Consider the following 20669-nt stretch of genomic DNA (forward strand, 5'->3'; position numbering starts at 1 on the left):
GGGCAAAGGAGTGGCATTTGACGCCCGCGTCAGTCGTGCCGCGCCATCAGGTCACGGCGGCGGCGCTCGTAGTAATGCCGCTGGCACTCGGCCGCCTCCTGCCAGGCCTGCCTGTCTATGGCCTCCTGCACATGGGTTGGCAACGGCCGGGGCGCAGCCGCAGTCGCCAGCATGGACTCCATGCCCTCCAGCGGCGCAAAGCCCAGGCAGGGCAGCTCGAACGGCAGCATGGGCTCCTGCGCATTGGCAAGAATGGCCCCCAGCGCCCAACGTGCCATGCGGTCAAAGAAGCCGTCAGGGTGCCCATGGTTCCAGTACCGCGCCATCTCCGGCCCCGCAAACCGCATGGCGTCATAGGCATGCCTGGGGTTGTGGCGCGCCAGCTCCACCACCTCGCTGAACCAGATCTCTCCAATCCCGTAGTGCTCATGCCCGCTGTTCACGCGCGGCGGCACAAACCACTGAATGCGCTCGCCCTTCGCATTGCGCCGTGTGAAAGACAGGTCATCGCAGGTGCGGATGCGGCGCAAGACCTTGGGCGCAGGCCCCGGGATCAGGCTCTGGGGCGGGTGCATGGCATCGTGCCCGGGCCGGGTCTTGCGCTTCGTTTTGCTGACTTTGGCCGATGCATCCATGCTGGCCAGGACCCTGTCCTTCACCCAGCGCCTGAAGCGCTTTGCCTCAGGTGAGGGGCTGGCCTGTATCAGTGCATGCAGACCCTCCACGCTGATGGCCACCACAGCTTCGCGCCTGGGCTTGCGGCCGGGTTCGCTGGCAAGGCGGACGGTGCAGCGCTGGTCCTCGTCGAGTTGGCCCGTAGCCACCTTGTGGCGGGAGATTCCCAGGGCGGTGCACACATCCTTGGCAAGAAGCCAGGTCACGCCATTCCCGGGGAATGTGCGGATCGGGATGTCGCCGAAGTGGAGGGTTTGGGGGGTGATGTCGTCTGCGGGGACGGCACGGGAGGGGGATCGCAAAGCCATGAATGGCCTCCTATGTCAACACGGTCATAGGGTTGCCCGTCTGTCTTTGCCGCAACGGCTTTATGCAGCGGCGGGCAGCCCGGCCATAAACAAGACTTGCCCTGGGTTGCAGGGCAAGACAAAGCGTATGGGCGAAATGCCACTGACTTTCGGGAGTGACTTCCGCCTATGAAGGTGTGTTGAGCACCGGGGGGGATCGTAGCAGGTGGGGGCGTGCGGGAGGTGCCCAAAGCGGTTACGTAGAGGTGCTGGATGGAGGGGGCAGGGACGTGTTGAATGAGGGGCTTTGCAGTGAATTGCGAGGGCAACGTCACCTGTTTTGCTTTCTTTGCAGATCAGTTGTTCAAGGCCTGTGTGTCAGCAGTAGGCCACCGCAGACGTTTGAACGACGGCTTCATGCTGGGAGCCGCCGGTCGAGTCAAACTAAACGATTGGCAGCGATCTTATTAGTTCTGTCATCGGCACAACCGATCTTCGATACCAGAAGGGATGCGTAAAGCGTGCAGTCGGAACTTTCGGCCTCTTGCAGAAGGCAATTGCCTTAGGTCGATGCCAAGTGAGTGCCTATGGCTAAAAATTTCACCCCGGATATAGTCATCGTAAACGGAACAAAAATGGAGGACGGATGACACTCAGTGACTTCTGGAACGGGACGAAGCACCGGGTTCGAGCCGAACGACTAGAGCAAGAGCTGAAGGCTTCCCAGTCGTCTGCCGAAGAACTTCGAAAGCGCTGTGAGGTGCTGGAGGGCCAACTGCAGGAAAGCGGCCTACTGAGTCTGGGTGAAATCAAAGGCTTAGTAAAAATGGAAGAAGACCGGCTTGCACAGACCAAGGCGCATGTGGCAGCCGCCCAAGCCGAAGTGGACGCCGCCTTTCGAAATTTGAAGGACATCCAGAAGGAAATCCTGGTTGCAGAGGAGACGGTGGAGCTCGAATCGTTCGCGCTGTACGTGCCCAAGTATCAATTCACCAACAGCGCCGACTACAAGAGCCGTCTGGATGCAATCCGTGAGGAGCAAAAAGAGTCGGCCCGGAGATTGAGCAAGGAAGTCGAAAGTTGGGACCACACGGGGGTCACGCTGACAAAGACGGAGTGGAAACAGTTGCGCAAGGATGTCTTAAAGCTCTCGCTGCGCGCATTCAACAGCGAGTGTGAGAACTGCATCGACAACGTCAAGTTCAATAACTTCGACCGCATGGAAGAACGTATCCGCCGGTCTTTCGACGTCTGCAACAAACTGCTCAAGCGGACTGAGTGCTGGTGGACGGAAGTGGTCCTTCAGCGCAAGTTGGCAGAGCTGCACCTGGCTCACGAATTCCAAGTGAAGCGCGCCGAGGAGAAAGAGATGGCGCGCCAGGCTCGCGAGGACCAGCGTGAGCAGGAAAAGCTGGAGCGCGAAATCCGCGAGGTGCGGGTCAAGATCGACAAGGAGCGTCGGCACTTTGCCAGTGCAATTCAGAAGCTACAACTTCGGTTGGCAAGCGCCCAGAACGAGCAAGAGCGTGAAGACTTGCAGGCACGCCTCTCTGAAGTGGTGCAGCAAAACCTGGCGCTTGACGAAGAAGAGCGAGTCTTGGATTACCGCGAGCAGAACGCTCGAGCCGGCTACGTATACGTGATCTCGAACATCGGCGCGTTCGGCGAAGGGATCTACAAGATTGGAATGACCCGACGTCTGGAGCCCATGGATCGAGTCGACGAACTAGGCGATGCCTCTGTGCCATTTCGGTTCGATGTGCACGCCCTGGTGTTCTCCAACAACGCACCGGCACTCGAGGCAAAGTTGCACGCGCACTTTGCATTAGGGCGCATGAATAAGGTCAACGGGCGCAAAGAGTTCTTCCGCGCCGACCTCAAAGAGATCGAAGCGGTGATCCGGGCGAACTACGACGCAGTGGTAGAAGTTGAGCATGTGGCGGCGGCAGAGCAGTACCGCGAGAGCCTTCGGATGGTCATGCCGGCAGAGTCCATTCAAGCGGCGGAACTGGCTGTGGCCGCAGACGCGCAGGGGTGATCTTTTGGTTGTCAGCGGAGTCGATGATTCAGGGCGCGATTTTTTCGAAGATAAAGCGCCTCGCGCGCAGCAGGCTGGTGAACCTTCTGATCGCTGCGCTGATTGACCGCTCGTTGCCAGCGAGCGTGAATACGCCTGTCGGCATCGACATATGGCTCACGCTGCAGGGCAGTCGGCGACCGAGGTGCTGCGAATGACTTCAACGGGCTGATCTGCGACCGCCGCGAGGGCTACGAAGGGAGGCTGCCGACCTCGCTGATGCGAGATGCAGGGCCCAAGGTGTCGCGCTGACCGGCATGCGTTCCGGCTGAGGATGCAGTCGTGAGCTGATTAAGGACATGAAGTAGCCATTTCATCACTGGTCTTTGGCGGCTCACAAAGATCTTCAATCTCGAAATTTTTTTGATGTCTAAAAAGATCGGATGCGATTGCTTATACGCATAATTGCGGATAAATTAAATATTTTAGTGGTAGGGGTATTTTAAAATTCCTTCTCAAATTGTTTTTACCTTACAAGGATTAGAAAGTGAACGAAAAAAAAGAGTTGAAATTTAAATATAAAAAACCGTCGACCAAAGAAGAGTACTTGGCTGCAATTTATGAAGAGATTTCTGAGAACGAAAAATCAAATGGCGGGATTAGTACATTGAAGACCTATGTGTATGAAATACTTGAAAGGCAGAAGAACGAAGACTGGAAAAGAAAAACTTCGACGGAAAAAAAAGATCTCGAGCTTAGCTGGTCGCTTGGTTTATTGGCATTTGTGGCATTTGTGCTAATTTTCAACGGTATTAAAGAGAACCATGAATTTGGTTGGTTGCACAAGAATAGTTTTACTATTAAGATTTGGGGTATTGCTCTAGCGACACTGTATATTGGGATTTCAACTGAAAGAATTTCAATTTTTCGCAATCTGTGGCAGTTTGGGATTTCGAAGCTAGTTGCATCAATTGCAGTTTCAGGTTTAATTGTATTTTCTACAGGGAAGGCGGCAGGCTCTATAAATTCTGTTTTTGGTGTTGATGCATCTGCATTTCCATTTACTTTGACATTTACAGCGGGTTTGTTTTTCTTTTATTACGTGCTCCCATTTTTAGCTTTAGTGGGAGTCATTGCGGTATTTTTTGCATTTGATGCTGCTGGATATATTTATTCTAAGTTCAACGATGAATGGAATTACAAATTACCACCCGTTCACTCATTTGTTTTTCCAATAATGGCAACTATAGTATTAGTGGTCTTTTGGGATTGGTCAAAAAATCATCTAAGCGAGGAGGTTTTGCCATCGAAGATATACAAGCTGGCTCACACACTGGACTTCAATGGTAAAAACGAATGCGCCAATATCAAGCCTGATGTGCCGGTTGTTTACCTGGGGTCAGCACAATCAATAGTGCTGGCAGATTTAAAGGCTGCAAGGGTAGAGGACCTAAAGTCATTTTTTGAAAGAGAGGTTGAGGTTCCTGAAAAATTTTACCGATTAAGCTGTGAATTTAAAAATCATCAAAGCAAATAAATATAACAAGTTCGTTTACAAGATGCCAAAAAGCGAGACCCTTCATCAACTTGGCAAAAGTGTCAGCCTGTTTTGGCCGTCTATTTCTACCGATGAATATGCAATCTCCATTTATCTTCGCGAGCTCTTATTCCTTGGGTATTTGGTATTGCACAGGCTTCGCACGCGGATGGTAGTGGTGCTGTTGAGGTAGTTATGTCTATTTTGGGGTTAAATTAATTATTTAAATAGTCCGCCCTGAACAAACCGCAAGCCGTTGATTTGGTGAAGAAGGCTTGGAGACGCTGCAGGACAGGGGTCGACAGCACCTGGTCAGGGCGGCCCGGGACCACGGCCTGCAGCTGCGCCAGAGCTACATCTGTGTGGTACCACGACTGGCCAAGCGGATCGGACGCTACGCGCCCGCCAAGCAGTTCAAGCGCATGAAGAAGTCCGTGCGTACGCTGCGAACCCGTGTCGGCTTCGTGCACCGCGAGGTGGCTCGCCAATTGCACATGCTGCCCCAAGCCGCCAAAGCCAAGGTCCAGGATCTGCTGCAGCGCACTGGCCGCATCCTGAGACAGCGCACGAAGGACAAGAACAAGTTGTACGCCCTGCACGCGTGCGAAGTGGAATGCTTCAGCAAGGACAAAGCCCGTACGCCGTATGAGTTCAGCGTGAAGGTCAGCATCGCCATTACCTTGAAAGAGGGCTTGGTGGTGGGCATGCGCTCCATGCCGGGCAACCCGTTCGACGGCCACACGCTGGCCGAGGCGCTGGAACAGGTGGGCATCTTCGCCGGAACGGACAAACGGCCCGCAGCAGCCATCGTGGACAAGGGCTATCGGGATGTGGACATAGACGGTGCGCGCATCCTGCGCTCAGGTAGATACGGGGCTTCACCAAAACCCTCAAGGCCATGATAAAGCGAAGAAGCGCCATCGAGGCGGCCATTGGGCACATGAAAATGGACGGGCGCTTGGAACGCAATCCGCTCAAGGGCGCGCTGGGAGATGCGTTGTACGCGGTGATGTGCGGCGCCGGGCATAACCTGCGTCTGATCCTGGCCGCGCTGCGGGCTATAAGTGACTTCTGTGGCTGAGAGCGGTACTCTCCGAATCGCCAAGAGCACGCGCTGCAGCCTATAAGGCTGCCGCTATAGTACGCCGCATGACAAACACACGGCTTTCAAGGGCGCTCTGCAAGGTGGTAGGCGACGTCATCCAAGGAACGGGAGGGCACGCCACGCTTGATGCTTTGTTTTCGAGCTCTGGCGCCCCAGGCGAACCGCCTGCATTGGCACACCACTCAAAATGGAAGGAGTGGTTGTTTCGAGCCGGTCAGGACCCAAACTCGGATAGCCTGCAGATTCTTGGCAATGTGCTTGAAGAATATATGGACACGAGGCCTGTACTCCAGGCAGAAGTCGAGTCTTGGAAAGAAGCTAGGGCAAGAATCGAGGCCGTCCTGGCTGAAGACGGACTTCGCTATTATCGACATGGACGAGTTCTACCGGTCGGGCGTGCCGTTGATATCGATGAGTTCGGGCAATTAGCGGCGCGGATGGTTCCTGCTAAGCCTAGCACCGTTGATGAGGTAGTGAAAGTCGTCATTCAAGGCCTCCGCCGTGCAATGCACCCACTCACTTATCGACGAAAGGGTGCGGAAACAATGCACTTCGTCAACGAGTACGATGTTCAAGATCTGCTTCATGCCCTGCTTCGACCTTGGGTAGTGGACGTGCGAGCTGAAGAATACACACCGAGCTATGCGGGAAGGAGCACGCGCATGGATTTCTTCCTTCCGGCGCACGACCTTGTCATTGAGACCAAATGCGTGCGGGACAGGTCACATGCAAAGGCGGTCGGCGATGAGCTTGTGCTCGATATTGCGCACTACGCAATACACCCGGGCTGCAAGAAACTTTGGTGCGTGGTCTACGATCCAGAGCACTACCTCACGAATTCAGCAGGTCTGAAAGATTTAGAGGGTGATCACAAAAAAAGCGACCGTAGCGTCAACGTCAAGGTTTTCATCGTGCATAAGTGAACAGCCAAACGCAATAGCCGATTGGCAACTACCTGAGGTTTGAAGACGAGGATTTCAATATACGCGTTGATGCAAATGGAACGGAGCTAGCAAAGGTCTCTTCCGGTCCACAGCGGCCTGTAGGCAGCATCGGTCCAAGGTCAGCAATCGCTGCGTGGGCACCCGTAGGTACTAGAAAAACGTCTGTACCGGGTCGGCTTGTGACAGTCGAGCCATTCTCGGTGAGATCCACGTGCCGCACGTTGCGGTTGCTGGCCGCGCTGTTGGGCTGCACGCGTCCGATGTGGTCGCGCTGATGCGGAATGTGTGACCACCAAGTACCCGCCAATGAAGATGCCCAGAGGCGTATGGGCAATCTTTTGCATCTGCGGTTTAGAACATTGTTGTAATTTCGTTGGACTGAGCGTGGACGCGAATGCTCTTTGCGTACACTGGCGGATCACTCCATTCCATTGGGCTAGCGATGATTGGTGTGATAACCATGAGTGCCATGCCTTTTGGAGGGTCTGCAACGAAATCAAGATCCTGTATCCCATCTTCTGGGAAATTGATGTACTACCTTGGTTCAAGTCGAGCATTTGTCCATCCGGATGTGGATACTGATCCGGCAACTTCGATGACGTATTGAGGTGGATTGGGTTTTACATCTGCAGTTGTGACTGACATTACGGGCTTGCTCATGTCTTCTCCTGTCAAGTGGTTTGGCTTTAATGCCGGGAACGACAGGGAGGATTACTCCCTGATTTTTGATGCCAGTGTTTCTGCAAAGGGTAAATACACTTCTCCAAAGTTGAATAGGGGTATCCCTAGTGGTGTAGCAACAACCGCGATCCTGACTGCACTTCAGAGCATCGGCTGGAGGCGAGATGCTGTTGGTGCGCACGTCGCCAAATAGCCCGATCGGTGAGGTAGCGAAAGATGATAATGTTTTCTCAAAAAGAACATCCACGGAAGGCATTGGGCTGATCGGTCTTTGTTGGATGTGCGCCAACAAAAATTTGGCAAAGTTCTTTGCGGAGTTGCAGTGGAGGGAAGTAACAGCTACTATGCACAACACCAATTTAAAGGAGATTCCTCATGAACCTTAAGCCGGGACCAAAACCGATTGCAAAATCGACGGGCAAGCCTGACCAACGTCGCCGTGATAACAAGGAGACTCCTGGAAATAATCCTGCTCTGAAGCCTGCAGTACCAAAAAAGAAGTGAGGCATGCCCTGGTCACAAGTTGCGATCGGCGCCAATAGATGGCGGTGTGTGATTCATACATGAGCAGCGGAAGATTAATTCCCATCTAGGACATTATCGCCAACTGCATGGTGGTGATAATGTCTATTTTAATTTCGCGGCCCCATTGTAGTACGTACTGTTCTAAGCTATGCACCACGATAGCGAGGCGCTGGCGGTCTTGGTAATCGGATTACCGCCATGCGGCTGTGATCGAAAGCTGACGATGCGGGCGGGAGCGGCAGCAATGGGGGATTGGCGCCTGTGGACAAGGGCATGCCAGCGACCGCTTTGCGGTGTTTCTAAAATTGCAGCTCATGACGTATGAGGCCCCTCTGGGACCAGAAGCGTACGTTGGCTCTCAAACCACGAAAGACGGTTACTGACTAGCTGGCGGGCCTTGGCATCGCATCAAATGATGGTGACGTGATACGACCTATGAAATTAGAGACTTCGCCCCACGCCTATTTTTTTATTTCTGTCTATTTGATAGGGTTGCCTAGGTAGTCTATGCTGCGCCATTTCCCCGAAAGCACAAAGGTCGTTTTCTTCGATCTAGAGTACTACGTTCCGGTTGAGGACCGTACCCGCAAGGCGCCTTCAAGCATGAAGTTTTCGCCGTACTTGCCCGGGCACAAAATTTTGGGCGGAACGTTTCAGACGTATCTCCCCATGACGAATGATCTGAGGCCGCCAGTTCAGATCTGGGAGTGGACTGCAGGCTCAGAAAAGCGAGTTCTTGAAGAGATTCTTGCCCTGCTGAAATGTGAATGGAAGGGATTGGAGCGAGGTGATCGAGGGTCCTTGATCCTATGCGGTATCGGCATTTCGCACAGCGACGTGCCTGCACTCCTTGCGAAGATGAACATGTCGCTCGTAGACCTTCCGACGCGAATTTACGACTATCTCTGCGGCTGCCGGCAGATTGATCTTTCGACCGCCACCTACTGCCAGTTCTCATCGAAGATGCGCTACTTCTCCTATCCCAAGAGCAAGGCCATGCTGTACAACAAATACTTGGCTGAGCCCGCCAACGTGGCCTCGGGCACATCTGTCTGGGATGATTACGAGACTGGCAGGTTAAGTGCCATCGAAGCACGCACGCAGCTTGAGGTAGACCACACCGTTTCCATCTACAAGCGGATGTTCGATATTCGTCGGGAAACAGAAGGCATCGTGGCGCGGCTTAAAAAACTGCAAAAGCTTGGAGTGATTCCCCCCTACATTCCGAAGAGCGCTAACGGCGATGCCGATGGACTCGCGGCCGACGCCTCCACAGACGCTCTGGAGAGCTGATGGGCGTTGTAAGAAATCACCGTAGCGGGACTGCTTTCTGAGGTGGAGACGCGCATCCTCGTAGGTTCCGGTGCCATGGAACTCATCACGTCTTGCTCGGGATGACGGTGACAGGCTTCATAGTGATATCACGCCGCTTGAAAGAGCGCAGTCAATTCTTCATACGTAGTCATTGACCAATGACAAGCATTGGGGATGACTGCAGCGCGCGAGCTTGCAGTCATTCGCGACGACGTGACTTGAGGACCGCTTTCGCTGCAAAGCCGACACCTGACGGCTAAGGTCCAACGCCTGCAGCGGGTAGTGAATTCAACCAGCCAACCCAACACATTCGTCAAACCTCAACCGGCTTGAGTCGCTTTACAGCGCCCGCACTGGAATGCAGATGTCGCAGCAGAACTCGCCTGTGTCGGCATCCATGGCAGTGGCCGCAGAAAACATCTCAAAGCAAGGCCGGTCGTCACATTGCATGCCGCTGGACGGCATCCATTCGCGCGTCAGCCACATCCAGGCATTGGCCAAGCCCTCGGGTTTTCCTTTGAACCTTGCCACGGCGTAACGGCCGCCCGGCAGGGTTTGAGTGTCCACCTGGCCGCTGGCGACAAAATGCGCGGGGACTTCCACGCAGGCGTCATAGCGGCATTTGCTGGCGGGCGTGAGAGAGGGGTCGTCATAACCTATGCCGTAGCAGGTTTGATCGCTGAGGCCATTGGAGTGCATCCACGGCGCAATGGTGCCTCGCCAGAATTGGCCTATGGCTGGGCCATAGGGGCCGATCAAGCGTTGATAGGCGACATGTGCTTTGGGTAGATCAATGATGCGGACGTCCATGGCGATTTCTTCCTTCAGGTGACAAGAGCCCTGAGGTTCGCCGAACGGGCACAGGTCTTCCTGATGGAGATTGCCGAAGACCTGATCAGGATTGCTCTCCTGGCTGCCTGGCGGCTGCCCGATGGCGGCCGCCTGGGTTTTCAGCCGCTCAAGCGTGGTGGAGCGCCAGGCCGATGGCGTGCAGCCAAACTTGAGCTTGAAGGCGCGCGCAAATGCTTCGCCCGATTGGAAGCCGGTGGCCAAGGCGGTTTCAAGCACGGTTTCCTTGCTGCCGCAGGACAGCCGGAACGCCGCCTTCTCCAGCCGTCGCCGCTGCGCATAGCTGCCCAGCGTTTCTCCCATCCATGCGGCAAAAATTCGGTGAAAGTGGAAGCGCGAGAAATTGGCGATGTCGGCCAGATGCGCACCGTCCAAAGGCTGATCCAGGTGGGCATCGATGTAGTTGAGCACGCGATTGATCCGTCGCGCGTACTCGGCGCGGGATGCCTGCTCGGAAGGCTTGTTCGTCATGGTCGTTGTTCTGGAAATCACCGTGCATGCGGCGATGGGGCCTGCCTGTCAGCAGGGGGGTGGATGTAGACAACCAGCCGGCGCAGCTCTCTTCAGGCCGGCGCCTTCCCCTTCACCCACAATCCAAACTCCTTCATCACCCCCACCACCGGCTTGAGCCGTTCTCCATCCTGGGTCAATTCGTACTCCACCTTGATCGGCGCCGTGGGGTAGACGGTGCGCTTGACCAGGCCCGCTTCCTCCAGCGCGCGAAGGTCCAGGGTGAGGGAGCGTTGGGAGATGCCGGGCATGTCGCGGCGCAGGTCGTTGAATCGCCGGGGGCCGTCGATGAGGTAGGAGGCGATGAGCAGCCTCCAGCGGCCGCCCAGCAGGCGCATGGCTTCTTCCACGGAGCAGCCGGAGATGTTGGATTTCATAGCACATTCATCATAGGCAGGCGGCAGGTATATTTTTTTAACCTATGGGCAGTTTTATTGCCTTCTTCCAGATTTATCCCTGGTGCATGACATTGGCCAGGGGCTGTGCCTGAACGCGCAGGCCCCTTGTTCCATCACCAGAGAAATTCCATGAAGCTGTATTACCTGCCGGGCGCCTGTTCGCTGGCGCCGCACATTGTCCTGAACGAGCTGGGGCTTGATTTCCAACTGGTCCGGGTGGACCACAAGACCCACCAGACGGAAGACGGCAGGGACTTCCGTGCGCTCAGCCCGTTTGGCTATGTCCCCCTGCTGGAATTGGACGACGGCAGCCTGCTGCGGGAAGGGCCCGCCGTTTTGCAGTACCTGGCGGACCTGCGGCCTGCGTCGCTTCTGGTGCCAGTCCAGGGCAGCCTTGAGCGCTATCGGCTGCTGGAGTGGCTGGCCTTTCTGAACTCGGAGATCCACAAGGGCTTCATCCCGCTGCTGTATGCGGTGGCGGCGGGAAAGTACGGCGTGGAGACGGCCAGGCCCAAGCTGGAGCAGCGGTATGCCTGGGTGAACGCGCAACTGGCCGGCAAGCGCTACCTGATGGGCGATGGCTTCACCGTGGCCGATGCCTATCTGTACGCGCTCACGCAGTGGGGGCAGGCGCCGTGGCTGGAGTCGGTCTACAAGACGAGCATTCGCTTCGATGGCCTGGAGCATCTTGCAGGCTGGTACGCGCGGATGCGGGAGCGGCCTGCCGTGCGCAAGTCGCTGCAGGCGGAAGGGCTGCGATAGGGCGGGGCAGGGCACATGGCGGTGCCCTGGACTGGCTTGGCCGTATCTGCCGCACCGTTGCCCGCCGGTCCATGCTGGCCGCCGCGCCCGTTGTGGCCACGCCGCAGACTGATACGCATGCGTTCTGTCTCGATAGAATGCGTTTCATTCTCAATTCCGCCGCTGCGGCTGCCGCCTTGCCCCGGGCGCAGCGCAGAAGAAACCGTGTCTTCCACCGAATCTGCGCTGCAGCAACGCATGGCTGCCCTTTATGCCGACCACCATGGCTGGTTGCGCGGCTGGCTGCGGCGCAGGGTGGGCAATGCGTTTGATGCGGCCGATGTGGCGCATGACACGTTTGTGCGCATCCTGGCGTCGCGCGATGCGCTGCTGGGCATGGCGGAACCGCGGGCCTACCTGACGACCACGGCGCGGCGGCTGCTGGTGGACCGGGCGCGGCGCCAGGCCATGGCGCAGGCCTATCTGGATGAGCTGGCGCTGGTGGCGCAAAGCCTGCCCGGCTATCCGGCGCCCGAAGAAATCCTGATGGCGGTGCAGGCGCTGGAGCAGATTGGCGCTGCGCTGGAGGGGCTGGCCGAGCGCCCGCGCGAGGCGTTTCTGCGCCACTACCTGGACGAGCAGCCGCAGGCCGAGATTGCACAGGGCCTGGGTGTTTCCACGCGCATGGTGCAGAAGTACCTGGTGCAGGCGCTGCTGCACTGCCGCGCCCATTGCCCTGCCGTGGCCGAGCATGTCCGGTAGAGCGGAGCGCATGCCCGGCACAGGGCCGGATGACGATGCCCTGGCCGAGCAGGCGGCGCAGTGGCTTGTGGCGCTGACGGGCGATGACGAGGCCGAATGCGCCACGGCCCGCGCGGGCTTTGACGCATGGAAGCGTGCCGACCCGCGCCATGCGGCCGCCGCCCTGGACATGGAGCAGTTTCTGGACCGCCTGCAGGCTGCGCGCAGCGGCCCGGCCGGCAGCCGGCCAGCCCGTGCGGCGCTGGATGCGTCGGGCAGCGCTGGAAGAAAGCAGGATGGGCAGACACGCCGGGCTCGGCGCACGCGGCGTGCCGGTGCGGCCCTGATGCTGGCTGCCGTGCTGGCCTTGCCGGCCTGGGTGGCATTGCAGGCCTGGCCACCGGGCTATCTGATGGCGGACCTGCGCACGGCCACAGGCCAGTGGCAGACCCGGGCGCTGGCGGATGGCACGCGCATCACCCTGGCCAGTGGCAGCGCGGTGAACCTGCGTTATGACGAGCGGCGCCGCACGGTGGAGCTGGTGCAGGGCGAGATTCTGGTCGATGTGGCCCGTGATGCATCGCGCCCCTTTGTGGTGGAGACGGCGCAGGGCAGCCTGCGTGCGCTGGGCACGCGCTTTGTGGTGGACCGGCAGGCCGATGCCACGGTGTTGAGCGTGCTGGAGTCGCGCGTGGCGGCGCAGGCCGCTGCGGGCGGCCAGGGTTCCGCCACGGTGGATGCCGGCCAGCGTGTGCGCATCACGGACCACGGCCTGGGGCCCGTGCAGGCCATGGACGCCCGGGGCCTGGCGGATGCCTGGCGCCAGCACCAGCTGGTGGTGAGCGACCAGCCCCTGGCCGAGGTGCTGGATGCGCTGGCCCGCCACCGGCCCGGCCATATCCGCTACGACAGCGCACAGATCTACCACCTGCGCGTGAGCGCCGTGCTGCCGCTTGACGATACGGACCGCGCGCTGCAGCTGCTGCTGAGCAGTTTTCCCGAGCTGCGCATTCGCAAGCTCACGCCTTGGCTGGTACTGGTGGATGCGCCCAGGCCCTGAGGGGACGATTTCAAAATTTTTTTGCCGATCCGGTTCGCCTTTCCGCAGTTCGTGCGTCAAGCCCTGGAAGACACCAACGAACCAAGGAAGGAATCCTCTGCCATGCCATTGCCGATCAACGCAGGCCGCAGCCGCCCCCCGTCGCTGCCCGGGCGGTTCGCCAGGATCGCCATCGCCGCTGCGGTGGCGGCGCTGGCTGCCACGGGAACGGGGGCCGCGGTCGCGCAGGCCCCGCGCAGCCCATTGCCTATGACGTGCCTGCCGGCCCGCTGGCCGATGCGCTGAACCGCTTTGCGCTGCAGGCGGGCGTGGCGATTGCCATCGATGCCAATCAGTTGCGCGGCCTGCGCTCCCTTGGGCTGCAGGGCCGCCATGGTGTGGAAGAAGGCTTTGGCGTACTGCTGCGTGGCAGCGGCTATGCGCTGGCCAGGACGGCCAGTGGCTATGTGCTGCGGGCGGCGCCCCAGCCCGCGCCTGCGGCGCCATCCCCCTCGGCCCAGGAGGTGCCGCGCCTGCCCACGGTGACCGTGAGCGGGGCGGTGGATGCCGAGACGGCCACGGGGCCGGTGCCCGGCTATGTGGCCCGGCGCAGCGCCACGGCCACCAAGACCGATACGCCGCTGGAGGAGACGCCGCAGTCGATCTCGGTGGTGACTTCGGATTTCATCAACGCCAGCGGGGCGCTGCGGCTCAAGGATGCGCTGGCCTATACGCCGGGCATCAATGTGTCGCCCTGGGGTGCGGATTCGCGCTTTGACTGGACCATCATCCGCGGCTTTGATGCGCAGACGCCCGGCTACTACCTGGACGGCCTGCCGCTGCGCAACAACAACGGCTGGGCCGTGTGGCAGACGGAGAACTACGGCACGGAGCGCATCGAGGTGCTGCGCGGCCCATCCTCGGTGCTGTATGGGCAGACGGGGCCGGGCGGCATGGTCAACGTGGTCAGCAAGCGGCCCACGGGCGAGCCGCTGCGTGAGCTGCAGGTGCAGGTGGGTAACCATGGGCGGCGCCAGGTGGGCGGGGATTTTGCGGGGGCGCTGGATGCGCAGGGCACGCTGCAGTACCGCGTGACCGGCATGGTGCGCGATGCCGAGCTGCAGGCCAGCGGCCTGCCCAATGACCGGGTGTACCTGGCGCCTTCGCTGACGTGGAAGCCCTCCACCGATACCTCGCTGACCGTGCTGGCGCACTATCTGCGCATACGCGATGGCAGCTCCTACGGCAGCTTTCCCGAGGTGGGCACGCTGCTGCCCAATCCCAACGGCAAGTTCTCGCCGGGCACCTATGTGGGCGAGCCGGGGTTCGACCATTTCAATCAGGACCAGTGGATGCTGGGCTATCTGTTCGAGCACCGCCTGAACGACACCTGGACGCTGCGCCAGAACGCGCGCTACGGCGCCATCAAGGTGGACTACCAGCAGGTCTACAACCAGAGCGATTTCGCCACCGTCAACCCTGCCGATCCGCTGGACCCGGCCAATTTCCGGCGGCTCAACCGCTTTCCGTTCGGCAGCAAGGAGCGGGCGCGGCTGCTGACCATAGACAACCAGGTCCAGGCCAAGCTGCGGCTGGGCGATTGGCAGCACACGTTTCTGGCGGGGCTGGACTACCAGGGCTCGCGCAATGACCAGCGCACCTACAACGCGGGCACGGTGTCGGGCATCGACGGCTATGCGCCGGTGTATACGAACGATGTGGTGCCCGGTGATCCCTGGTTCGACGCCCGCACGCGGCTGACACAGACGGGCATCTACCTGCAGGACCAGATCAAGTGGAACGACTGGGTGGCCACGGTGGGCGGCCGGTACGACAGCGCCTCGGCCACGGTGAGCAGCCATATCGACGGCAGCCGCACGCGCATCAACGACCACAAGTTCACCAGCCGCGCGGGACTGGTCTATCTGCACCCCAGCGGCTGGGCGCCCTATGTGAGCTATTCCGAGTCGTTCTCGCCCACGGTGACCATGGACCCGGAGACCAATACGCCGCTCAAGCCCGAAACCGGGCGCCAGTACGAGGCCGGCGTGCGCTATGTGCCGACAGATGGAAAAGGCCGCTACAGCGCCGCCATCTTCGATCTGCGCCGCAGGAACTACATCACCTACACGCCGGAGTTCCTGCCCCGGCAGACCGGCGAGATTGCGGTGCGCGGGCTGGAGCTGGAGGCCGCGTTCCAACCGTTGAAGAACCTGAACGTGATCGCGGCCTATACCTATACGCCCAAGGCCATCGTCACGGCCAGCAGCACGCCTTCGGAGGTTGGCAAGCAGATGCAGGCGGTGTCGCGCAACCAGCTGTCGGTATGGGCCGACTACCGCTTTGCAACCGGCCTGCGGATGGGGATTGGAGCGCGCTACATGGGCTCCAACCGCGGCTACCAGGAGTCGGCAGCGGCCCCGCTGCCTTCGTACACGGTGGTGGATGCCCTGGTCGCCTACGACCTGCAGCGCTGGAGCCTGGCGCTGAACCTGCGCAACCTGGGCAACAAGGCCTATCTGAGCAACTGCAGCGCAGGCAGCTGCCGCTACGGCGAGCTGCGGCAGGCAGTGGCCACGGCCACCTACCGCTGGTAGGCGGGGCTGGGGTGACGGTGGACATGACGGTGGATATGGCGGCGGATATGGCGGTGGACGTGACGAATCACGCCAAGGTTTCGAGGCTCACGGCCACGATGACGGGTGCAGGATCCGTGTTCACGAGGCGCAAGGCCTGGTTTGGCTGCCCGTCTCCGCTTGCTCGCTGAACCGTCACACCCATGGCCTGCACGGTGTCCGCCTCATCCAGCGTCTGGCGCAGCGAGGCGGGTATCGGCGCTGCGGCAGTGAAGTCGAAGCGGGGTTTCAACGCGACGTAGAAAGTTGACACACGGCACGCCATCAGGCCGCCAGGCCCGAAGAATACGCCTGCATCCGGCACCAGGCCGCGACCCAGCGCCACCATCGAGGCGTCGTACCAGCTGCCGGGGTAGATCGGCACTTGGTCCCAGCATTCAGAGGTGATCGTGACCGTCTCCAGCGAAGCTGCGGGTAGCGCAAGGACGCGGCCGGAAGCGTCCAGGGCCTGCAGGGAAGCCGGAGCCTGCGGCCCTGCGCCGGATGTGTCGTTGAGATTCAAGCGCAAGGTGCCGGGGTTTGCAATCGTGCCGACAGCCACTGCTGCGCTCCACTCCGACGAACTCTTGGGCAGTGTCCAGATCGGTTTCCACTGGAGGTAGCCGGTCTCGTACACCTTGGTCCATCCCACCGGAGTGGGCGAGTATGCAGGTTCGCCCGCAGGCGTTGCCATCTTCTGCATGGCGCCTGCAAGCATCGACTGATAGGGAAATTTGCAGGCTTCGAGTACCTGCAGAAAGGTCTTGTATCCCTGCGAAAAGCTGCGCCCCGACGCTTGGTACAGCGCGCCATTGGCAGCGGACTGGGGCACCGTATCTGCAAAGAGAAACTGCGCGTCGGCCATGGTGCCGGTCACTGGATCCGGCCAGTTCCACGCGGTCACCGGCATCAGCATCTGCCCCCGCACCAGCGGCGCCGAAATGGATGCCGAGCGCTTGAACACCATGCCGGTTTTCGGCCCGCTCGATACGCTTGGAGCTCTTGGGGGCGGAGGCACCAGATCAGCCAGGCCGCCGAGGAACTGATGGATCACGTTCATGAACGCTGTCTCCGGTTGACGGGGGTGAGCGGGGTGGGCGGGACCCGCTGCGGCGTCCCGCCCACCCGCTGGTCTTCAGGTCAGTGGATGCCCGGGAAGTCGACGATCACGCCGATGATTTGCGGGTTCACCGAGGTGCTGCTTCCCTTGAAGGTATTGGCCTGTGCGGTGCTCTTGGTGTACTCGGACTGGTGACCGCCCGTGCCACCGAAGGTGAAGGGTCCGATGCGCACACCCGCGCTGGCCTCGAAGGCCTGCTTGTTCTGCTGATAGGTGTTGGCGCTCATCGTGATCTCGAACGAAGGCTTGTAGACGACCAGCAGCTCGGACACCCGTGCCGCGACGATGCCGTTCGGGCCGAACAGGGAGCTCGATCCCGGGCCACCGTTTGCCACCCAAGGGGCGACGATGGTGTAGCCCTGGCCGTTCGGCCCCTGCTGTGCCTTGGCCAGCTCGCTCATGAAGCCGCCCGGGTACCAGTCGCCCGGATTCACCTTCACGCGCGTGGAGGACTCGCAGCTGATCTTCACTGCCGAGCTCGAGTCCTGGTTGAACAGGTCGGACTTGCTCCAGCCGCCCGATGCGTTGACGCTCCAGAAGAAGTTGCCAGCGCTGGTCGAGCCCTTGGCAAACGAGGACTTGAAGTCGCTGCTCGACTGCGAAGATTTCATCGCGATCGAGAACGCGCCTGCGCTGCCATTGCTGAGCGATGCGCGCCAGTCCGCGCCGTTCGTGTCGATGTGGAAGTCCGGCTGCCAGCGCAGGATGCCCGCGCCATCCGGCACCTTGGTCCAGCCTGCCGGTGCGTTGTTCGTGGCGGGGTCGCCCGACGGCGTCTGCATCATGTCGATGGCGCGCTGCAGATCGCTGGGCATGCTGGCCCGCTCCAGCTCCATCTTCATCTTGACCGCCTGGTTGTAGGCGTTGGTGGCCGCCTGGATGGTGGCAACGTAGGCAGTAGCCTCCGGCGCGTTGCTGATCCACGTGTTGATGTCAGGGTAGCGGGCCGCGAATATCAAGCCGCCGTTCTGCTTTGAACTCAGGTAGACCTGGTTCATGTCGCTGTTGGCCTTGACGATCGCATTGCTTTTCTGGACGCACAGGTTGGCCAGCGCTGTCTGATCGGCCTGCTGCTCGGGGCTGACCTTGAATGTCACGTGGCCGAAGATCTGGCGAACGGCGTCGAAGAGCGTTGCATCGAGGCTGCCGTACTGGCCGATCGCAGACCACTGCGGCATGCCGCTGACGACCTGATAGGCCGCCGCGTCCCATTGCCCGGTTGGAGCCGTGCCCCAGCTGAAGTCCTTGGGGGTGCCAAGCAACTGGAAATTCGGGGTGCCGAGATTATCGACAAGGGCGTTGTACAACTGGCTGAACATGGCTTGATCTGACATGGCGTGCAATTCCTGAAATTGAATGAATAGGGAGCGATATGAGGTTTGAAGTCATGAACGCTTTTCTTTGCCAATGAGAATGATTGCCCGGTATTGGGCCTAAGGCATGGGGTGCCCGGGAGAAATCGCAGGGGGTGACCGCGAAGAGTGGTTCATGGCGGGATACTCCTTTGAGTTGCGTGCAGGAATCCGACACGTGGGCGCCGGGAAGATGCCTCGACGGACGCTAATCGTAGAGGCGAAGAGGTGAAGGGATATGAGCCTTTGCAGCCTTTCAAGGCTCCCGCGGATATTCCATATCAACCGCGCAAACCTGGAATGCACTGGCGCCTGCTGAAGCCGTCATAAGTATTCGTTGGACTCATCATGCCCAATTGCATCAGGAGGATGGAATACTTCCAATGTCGTATTCGGTGAGCATGGACAGGCGATGCACGCTGGTCTGGATATCAGATGCTGCCGCCATTGCGAGTTGCCGTTGGCGCGAATGTCTGCAACTGGGCGGTGCTTGTCAGGCCCAGTTTGCGCAGAATGTTTTCGCGATGCTTGCGCACGGTCAAGTCGCTGAGGTAAAGCGAACGTGCGATCTCCTTGCTGGTCTGGCCCGCCAGCACGTGCACCATCACCTCCTGCTCGCGGGGCGACAGAGGGAGCGTTGAGCGGGCAGCGCTCAACCAGCCGTGCCGCCTGGCATGCGTGACGAGTTCTACGGCATTGCGCAGGCCCAGCCGCGTGCACATATTGCTGCGGTGCTTGCGTACCGTGTGTTCGCTGATGCCCAGCGTGTGCGCAATGTCCTTGCAACCGAGGCCTTTGGCCATCGCTTCGAGTACATCGATTTCGCGCGCGGTGAGCGCAGACGCGATGACTTCATCTGCTATTGGATGCGCAGCATCGAGATGGCATTCGCTATTTGCTAAAACTATTTCCGATCTATCCATGGTATGTCTCCCATTTTTTATGTGCCGATGCCATAGGGCCATTCCACGCCGAAGCCTCGGCGAGACTGCTTTGCACAGTGCCGTTTGAAAGATTGAATAACTCGCTAAACCGCCTGTTTACCGCCTGAGTAAACTGACGTCATGCCATTCGTGTGAAAATTGTGCGGTAAAGGATCAGCCGGAAAAATCCTGAACATTGGACGATTGAAAATCGCGCGTATTCAGCCTGTGGCAGCCTTTTGTATCCAAGGCGGGAGATTAGTAAACCATTATCAAGATGGTGTGGTGCGTTGAGGGAGTATCAAAGTCGTTTGAGAATCTGTTATCGCCATTTCACCGTTGGAATGGACATCTTAGTGGAAATCTTTGGTGAAATCATTACATCTGGCTACAAAAATTCGACACCAAGGTTTTTGCAGCAGATTGTGGGAAAGCCAATGGTCTTCTGTGGATCGCGCTTGCGTGATCAGGATTTTCTGGCATTGCCCAGCCGAGTCCAGGATGCGGGCTGTTGCGCAGCTCTTGAGACATGCGGGTAAGCAATTCCTGCCATGGCGTATCGAGAAGCGGCTGGGTGCCTGCGACGTGCTTCAAGGGAAGCACTTCTTTTGCCAAAAGCGTTCCCGGGTCATGACGAAGGGCGTGAGCACCACGACCGTCGCCAGTTCCAACGACCTGGATAGACGCCAGTTTAGGGGGCAGGGCGGGTGCCCTCGTCAGGCCCGCCCTCCAGCACGCGCAGCAGCTGGGACAGCCGCTGGTCCAGCGCGGCCAGTTCGGCAACGGGCATGGGCGCCAGCATGGCGCGCTCGTTGTCCAGGTGCGCTTCCACGGCGCGGTCTATCAGCTCCAGCCCCTGGTCGGTGAGCTGCACCAGCATGCTGCGCGCATCCTGCGGGTTGGGCAAACGCTGCACCAGCCCGCGCGTCTCCAGGCTTTTCATGCGATGGGTCATGGTGCCCGAGGTGACCATGAGCGTGGAAAACAGGGCCGTGGGCGTGAGGCAGAAGGGCGCGCCCGAGCGGCGCAGCGTGGCCAGCACGTCGAATTCCCACATGGTCATGCCGAAGCGGGCAAAGCACTCTTCCAGCCGCTGCTCCAGCAGGGCGGCGCAGCGCTTGATGCGGCCTATGGGGCCCATGGGGCTGGCGTCCAGGTCGGGGCGTTCGCGCGCCCATTGTTCGAGGATGGTGTCTACCCGGTCGGGCAGGCGGGGGAGGGTGGGTTTCGGCATTTGTCTTGATTTTAAGATAAGTCGTGCATAATGGATTTGTCTTGAATTGAAGATAAATGCCA

The 20669-nt window shown here is 59.3% G+C and carries 17 protein-coding genes and 1 pseudogene; 10 read left to right on the forward strand and 8 right to left on the reverse strand.

Annotated elements, in window-relative coordinates; translation table 11 throughout:
- Positions 1 to 29: 29 nt before the first annotated feature.
- On the reverse strand, positions 30 to 881 hold the full coding sequence (locus CLV01_RS14545) for a BRO-N domain-containing protein (protein ID WP_257221299.1): 852 nt from the start codon (positions 879 to 881) through the stop codon (positions 30 to 32).
- Between the two features lie 727 nt (positions 882 to 1608).
- On the opposite strand from CLV01_RS14545, the gene CLV01_RS14550 reads away from it, so the two are divergent.
- From CLV01_RS14550 to CLV01_RS14575, 6 genes and pseudogenes are all read left to right on the forward strand, one after another.
- On the forward strand, positions 1609 to 3000 hold the full coding sequence (locus tag CLV01_RS14550; protein WP_065345881.1) for a DUF4041 domain-containing protein: 1392 nt from the start codon (positions 1609 to 1611) through the stop codon (positions 2998 to 3000).
- Positions 3001 to 3526: 526 nt separating this feature from the next.
- Positions 3527 to 4516 carry a hypothetical protein gene (locus tag CLV01_RS28715; RefSeq protein WP_139093394.1) on the forward strand — a complete coding sequence of 330 codons (990 nt, stop codon included), beginning with the start codon at positions 3527 to 3529 and terminating at the stop codon, positions 4514 to 4516.
- Between the two features lie 284 nt (positions 4517 to 4800).
- A pseudogene (locus CLV01_RS14560) lies at positions 4801 to 5597 on the forward strand (IS5/IS1182 family transposase); the annotation flags it as partial.
- A gap of 68 nt (positions 5598 to 5665) precedes the next feature.
- Positions 5666 to 6544 carry a transposase gene (locus CLV01_RS14565; RefSeq protein WP_065345879.1) on the forward strand — a complete coding sequence of 293 codons (879 nt, stop codon included), beginning with the start codon at positions 5666 to 5668 and terminating at the stop codon, positions 6542 to 6544.
- Between the two features lie 1077 nt (positions 6545 to 7621).
- Entirely contained in the window at positions 7622 to 7750 is a 129-nt protein-coding gene (locus CLV01_RS29555) for a hypothetical protein (protein WP_257221300.1), read from the forward strand.
- 528 nt (positions 7751 to 8278) lie between these two features.
- Positions 8279 to 9064, forward strand: coding sequence for a hypothetical protein (locus CLV01_RS14575; protein WP_099733995.1), 786 nt, complete (start codon positions 8279 to 8281; stop codon positions 9062 to 9064).
- A 360-nt stretch (positions 9065 to 9424) separates the two neighbouring features.
- On the opposite strand, the gene CLV01_RS14580 is transcribed toward CLV01_RS14575, so the two are convergent.
- Together CLV01_RS14580 and CLV01_RS14585 are read right to left on the reverse strand one after the other, a co-directional pair.
- A complete protein-coding gene (locus CLV01_RS14580; protein ID WP_099733994.1) occupies positions 9425 to 10405 on the reverse strand; it encodes an AraC family transcriptional regulator in 981 nt (326 codons plus the stop codon).
- A 92-nt stretch (positions 10406 to 10497) separates the two neighbouring features.
- Positions 10498 to 10821, reverse strand: coding sequence for a winged helix-turn-helix transcriptional regulator (locus CLV01_RS14585; protein WP_013802924.1), 324 nt, complete (start codon positions 10819 to 10821; stop codon positions 10498 to 10500).
- Positions 10822 to 10971: 150 nt separating this feature from the next.
- Between CLV01_RS14585 and gstA the strand changes: the two genes are divergently transcribed.
- From gstA to CLV01_RS14605, 4 genes are all read left to right on the forward strand, one after another.
- Positions 10972 to 11604 carry a glutathione transferase GstA gene (gstA, locus tag CLV01_RS14590; protein WP_099733993.1) on the forward strand — a complete coding sequence of 211 codons (633 nt, stop codon included), beginning with the start codon at positions 10972 to 10974 and terminating at the stop codon, positions 11602 to 11604.
- A gap of 204 nt (positions 11605 to 11808) precedes the next feature.
- The gene (locus CLV01_RS14595; protein WP_043824270.1) at positions 11809 to 12345 is read left to right on the forward strand and encodes a sigma-70 family RNA polymerase sigma factor; all 537 of its coding nucleotides are present in this window, start codon (positions 11809 to 11811) and stop codon (positions 12343 to 12345) included.
- Entirely contained in the window at positions 12335 to 13384 is a 1050-nt protein-coding gene (locus CLV01_RS14600) for a FecR family protein (protein WP_257221301.1), read from the forward strand. Before CLV01_RS14595 ends, CLV01_RS14600 begins: the two co-directional genes overlap by 11 nt.
- A gap of 254 nt (positions 13385 to 13638) precedes the next feature.
- Positions 13639 to 15960 carry a TonB-dependent siderophore receptor gene (locus CLV01_RS14605; RefSeq protein WP_257221302.1) on the forward strand — a complete coding sequence of 774 codons (2322 nt, stop codon included), beginning with the start codon at positions 13639 to 13641 and terminating at the stop codon, positions 15958 to 15960.
- A 67-nt stretch (positions 15961 to 16027) separates the two neighbouring features.
- Here CLV01_RS14605 and CLV01_RS14610 read toward each other — a convergent pair whose 3' ends face one another.
- The 5 genes from CLV01_RS14610 to CLV01_RS14625 all read right to left on the reverse strand — a co-directional run bounded on the left by CLV01_RS14610 (position 16028) and on the right by CLV01_RS14625 (position 20607).
- Entirely contained in the window at positions 16028 to 17038 is a 1011-nt protein-coding gene (locus CLV01_RS14610) for a hypothetical protein (protein ID WP_097202667.1), read from the reverse strand.
- Positions 17039 to 17118: 80 nt separating this feature from the next.
- Entirely contained in the window at positions 17119 to 18432 is a 1314-nt protein-coding gene (locus tag CLV01_RS14615) for a hypothetical protein (RefSeq protein WP_097202666.1), read from the reverse strand.
- A gap of 449 nt (positions 18433 to 18881) precedes the next feature.
- A complete protein-coding gene (locus CLV01_RS14620) occupies positions 18882 to 19373 on the reverse strand; it encodes a response regulator transcription factor (RefSeq protein ID WP_099733991.1) in 492 nt (163 codons plus the stop codon).
- Positions 19374 to 19751: 378 nt separating this feature from the next.
- Positions 19752 to 19967, reverse strand: a complete 216-nt coding sequence (locus CLV01_RS28720) for a hypothetical protein (protein WP_143290067.1) — start codon at positions 19965 to 19967, stop codon at positions 19752 to 19754.
- A 97-nt stretch (positions 19968 to 20064) separates the two neighbouring features.
- Positions 20065 to 20607: a MarR family winged helix-turn-helix transcriptional regulator gene (locus tag CLV01_RS14625; protein ID WP_012204944.1), complete on the reverse strand. Its 543-nt coding sequence runs from the start codon at positions 20605 to 20607 to the stop codon at positions 20065 to 20067.
- Positions 20608 to 20669 lie beyond the last annotated feature (62 nt).

It is taken from the genome of Delftia sp. 60, assembly GCF_002754395.1.
Classification (GTDB): Bacteria; Pseudomonadota; Gammaproteobacteria; order Burkholderiales; family Burkholderiaceae_C; genus Comamonas; species Comamonas acidovorans.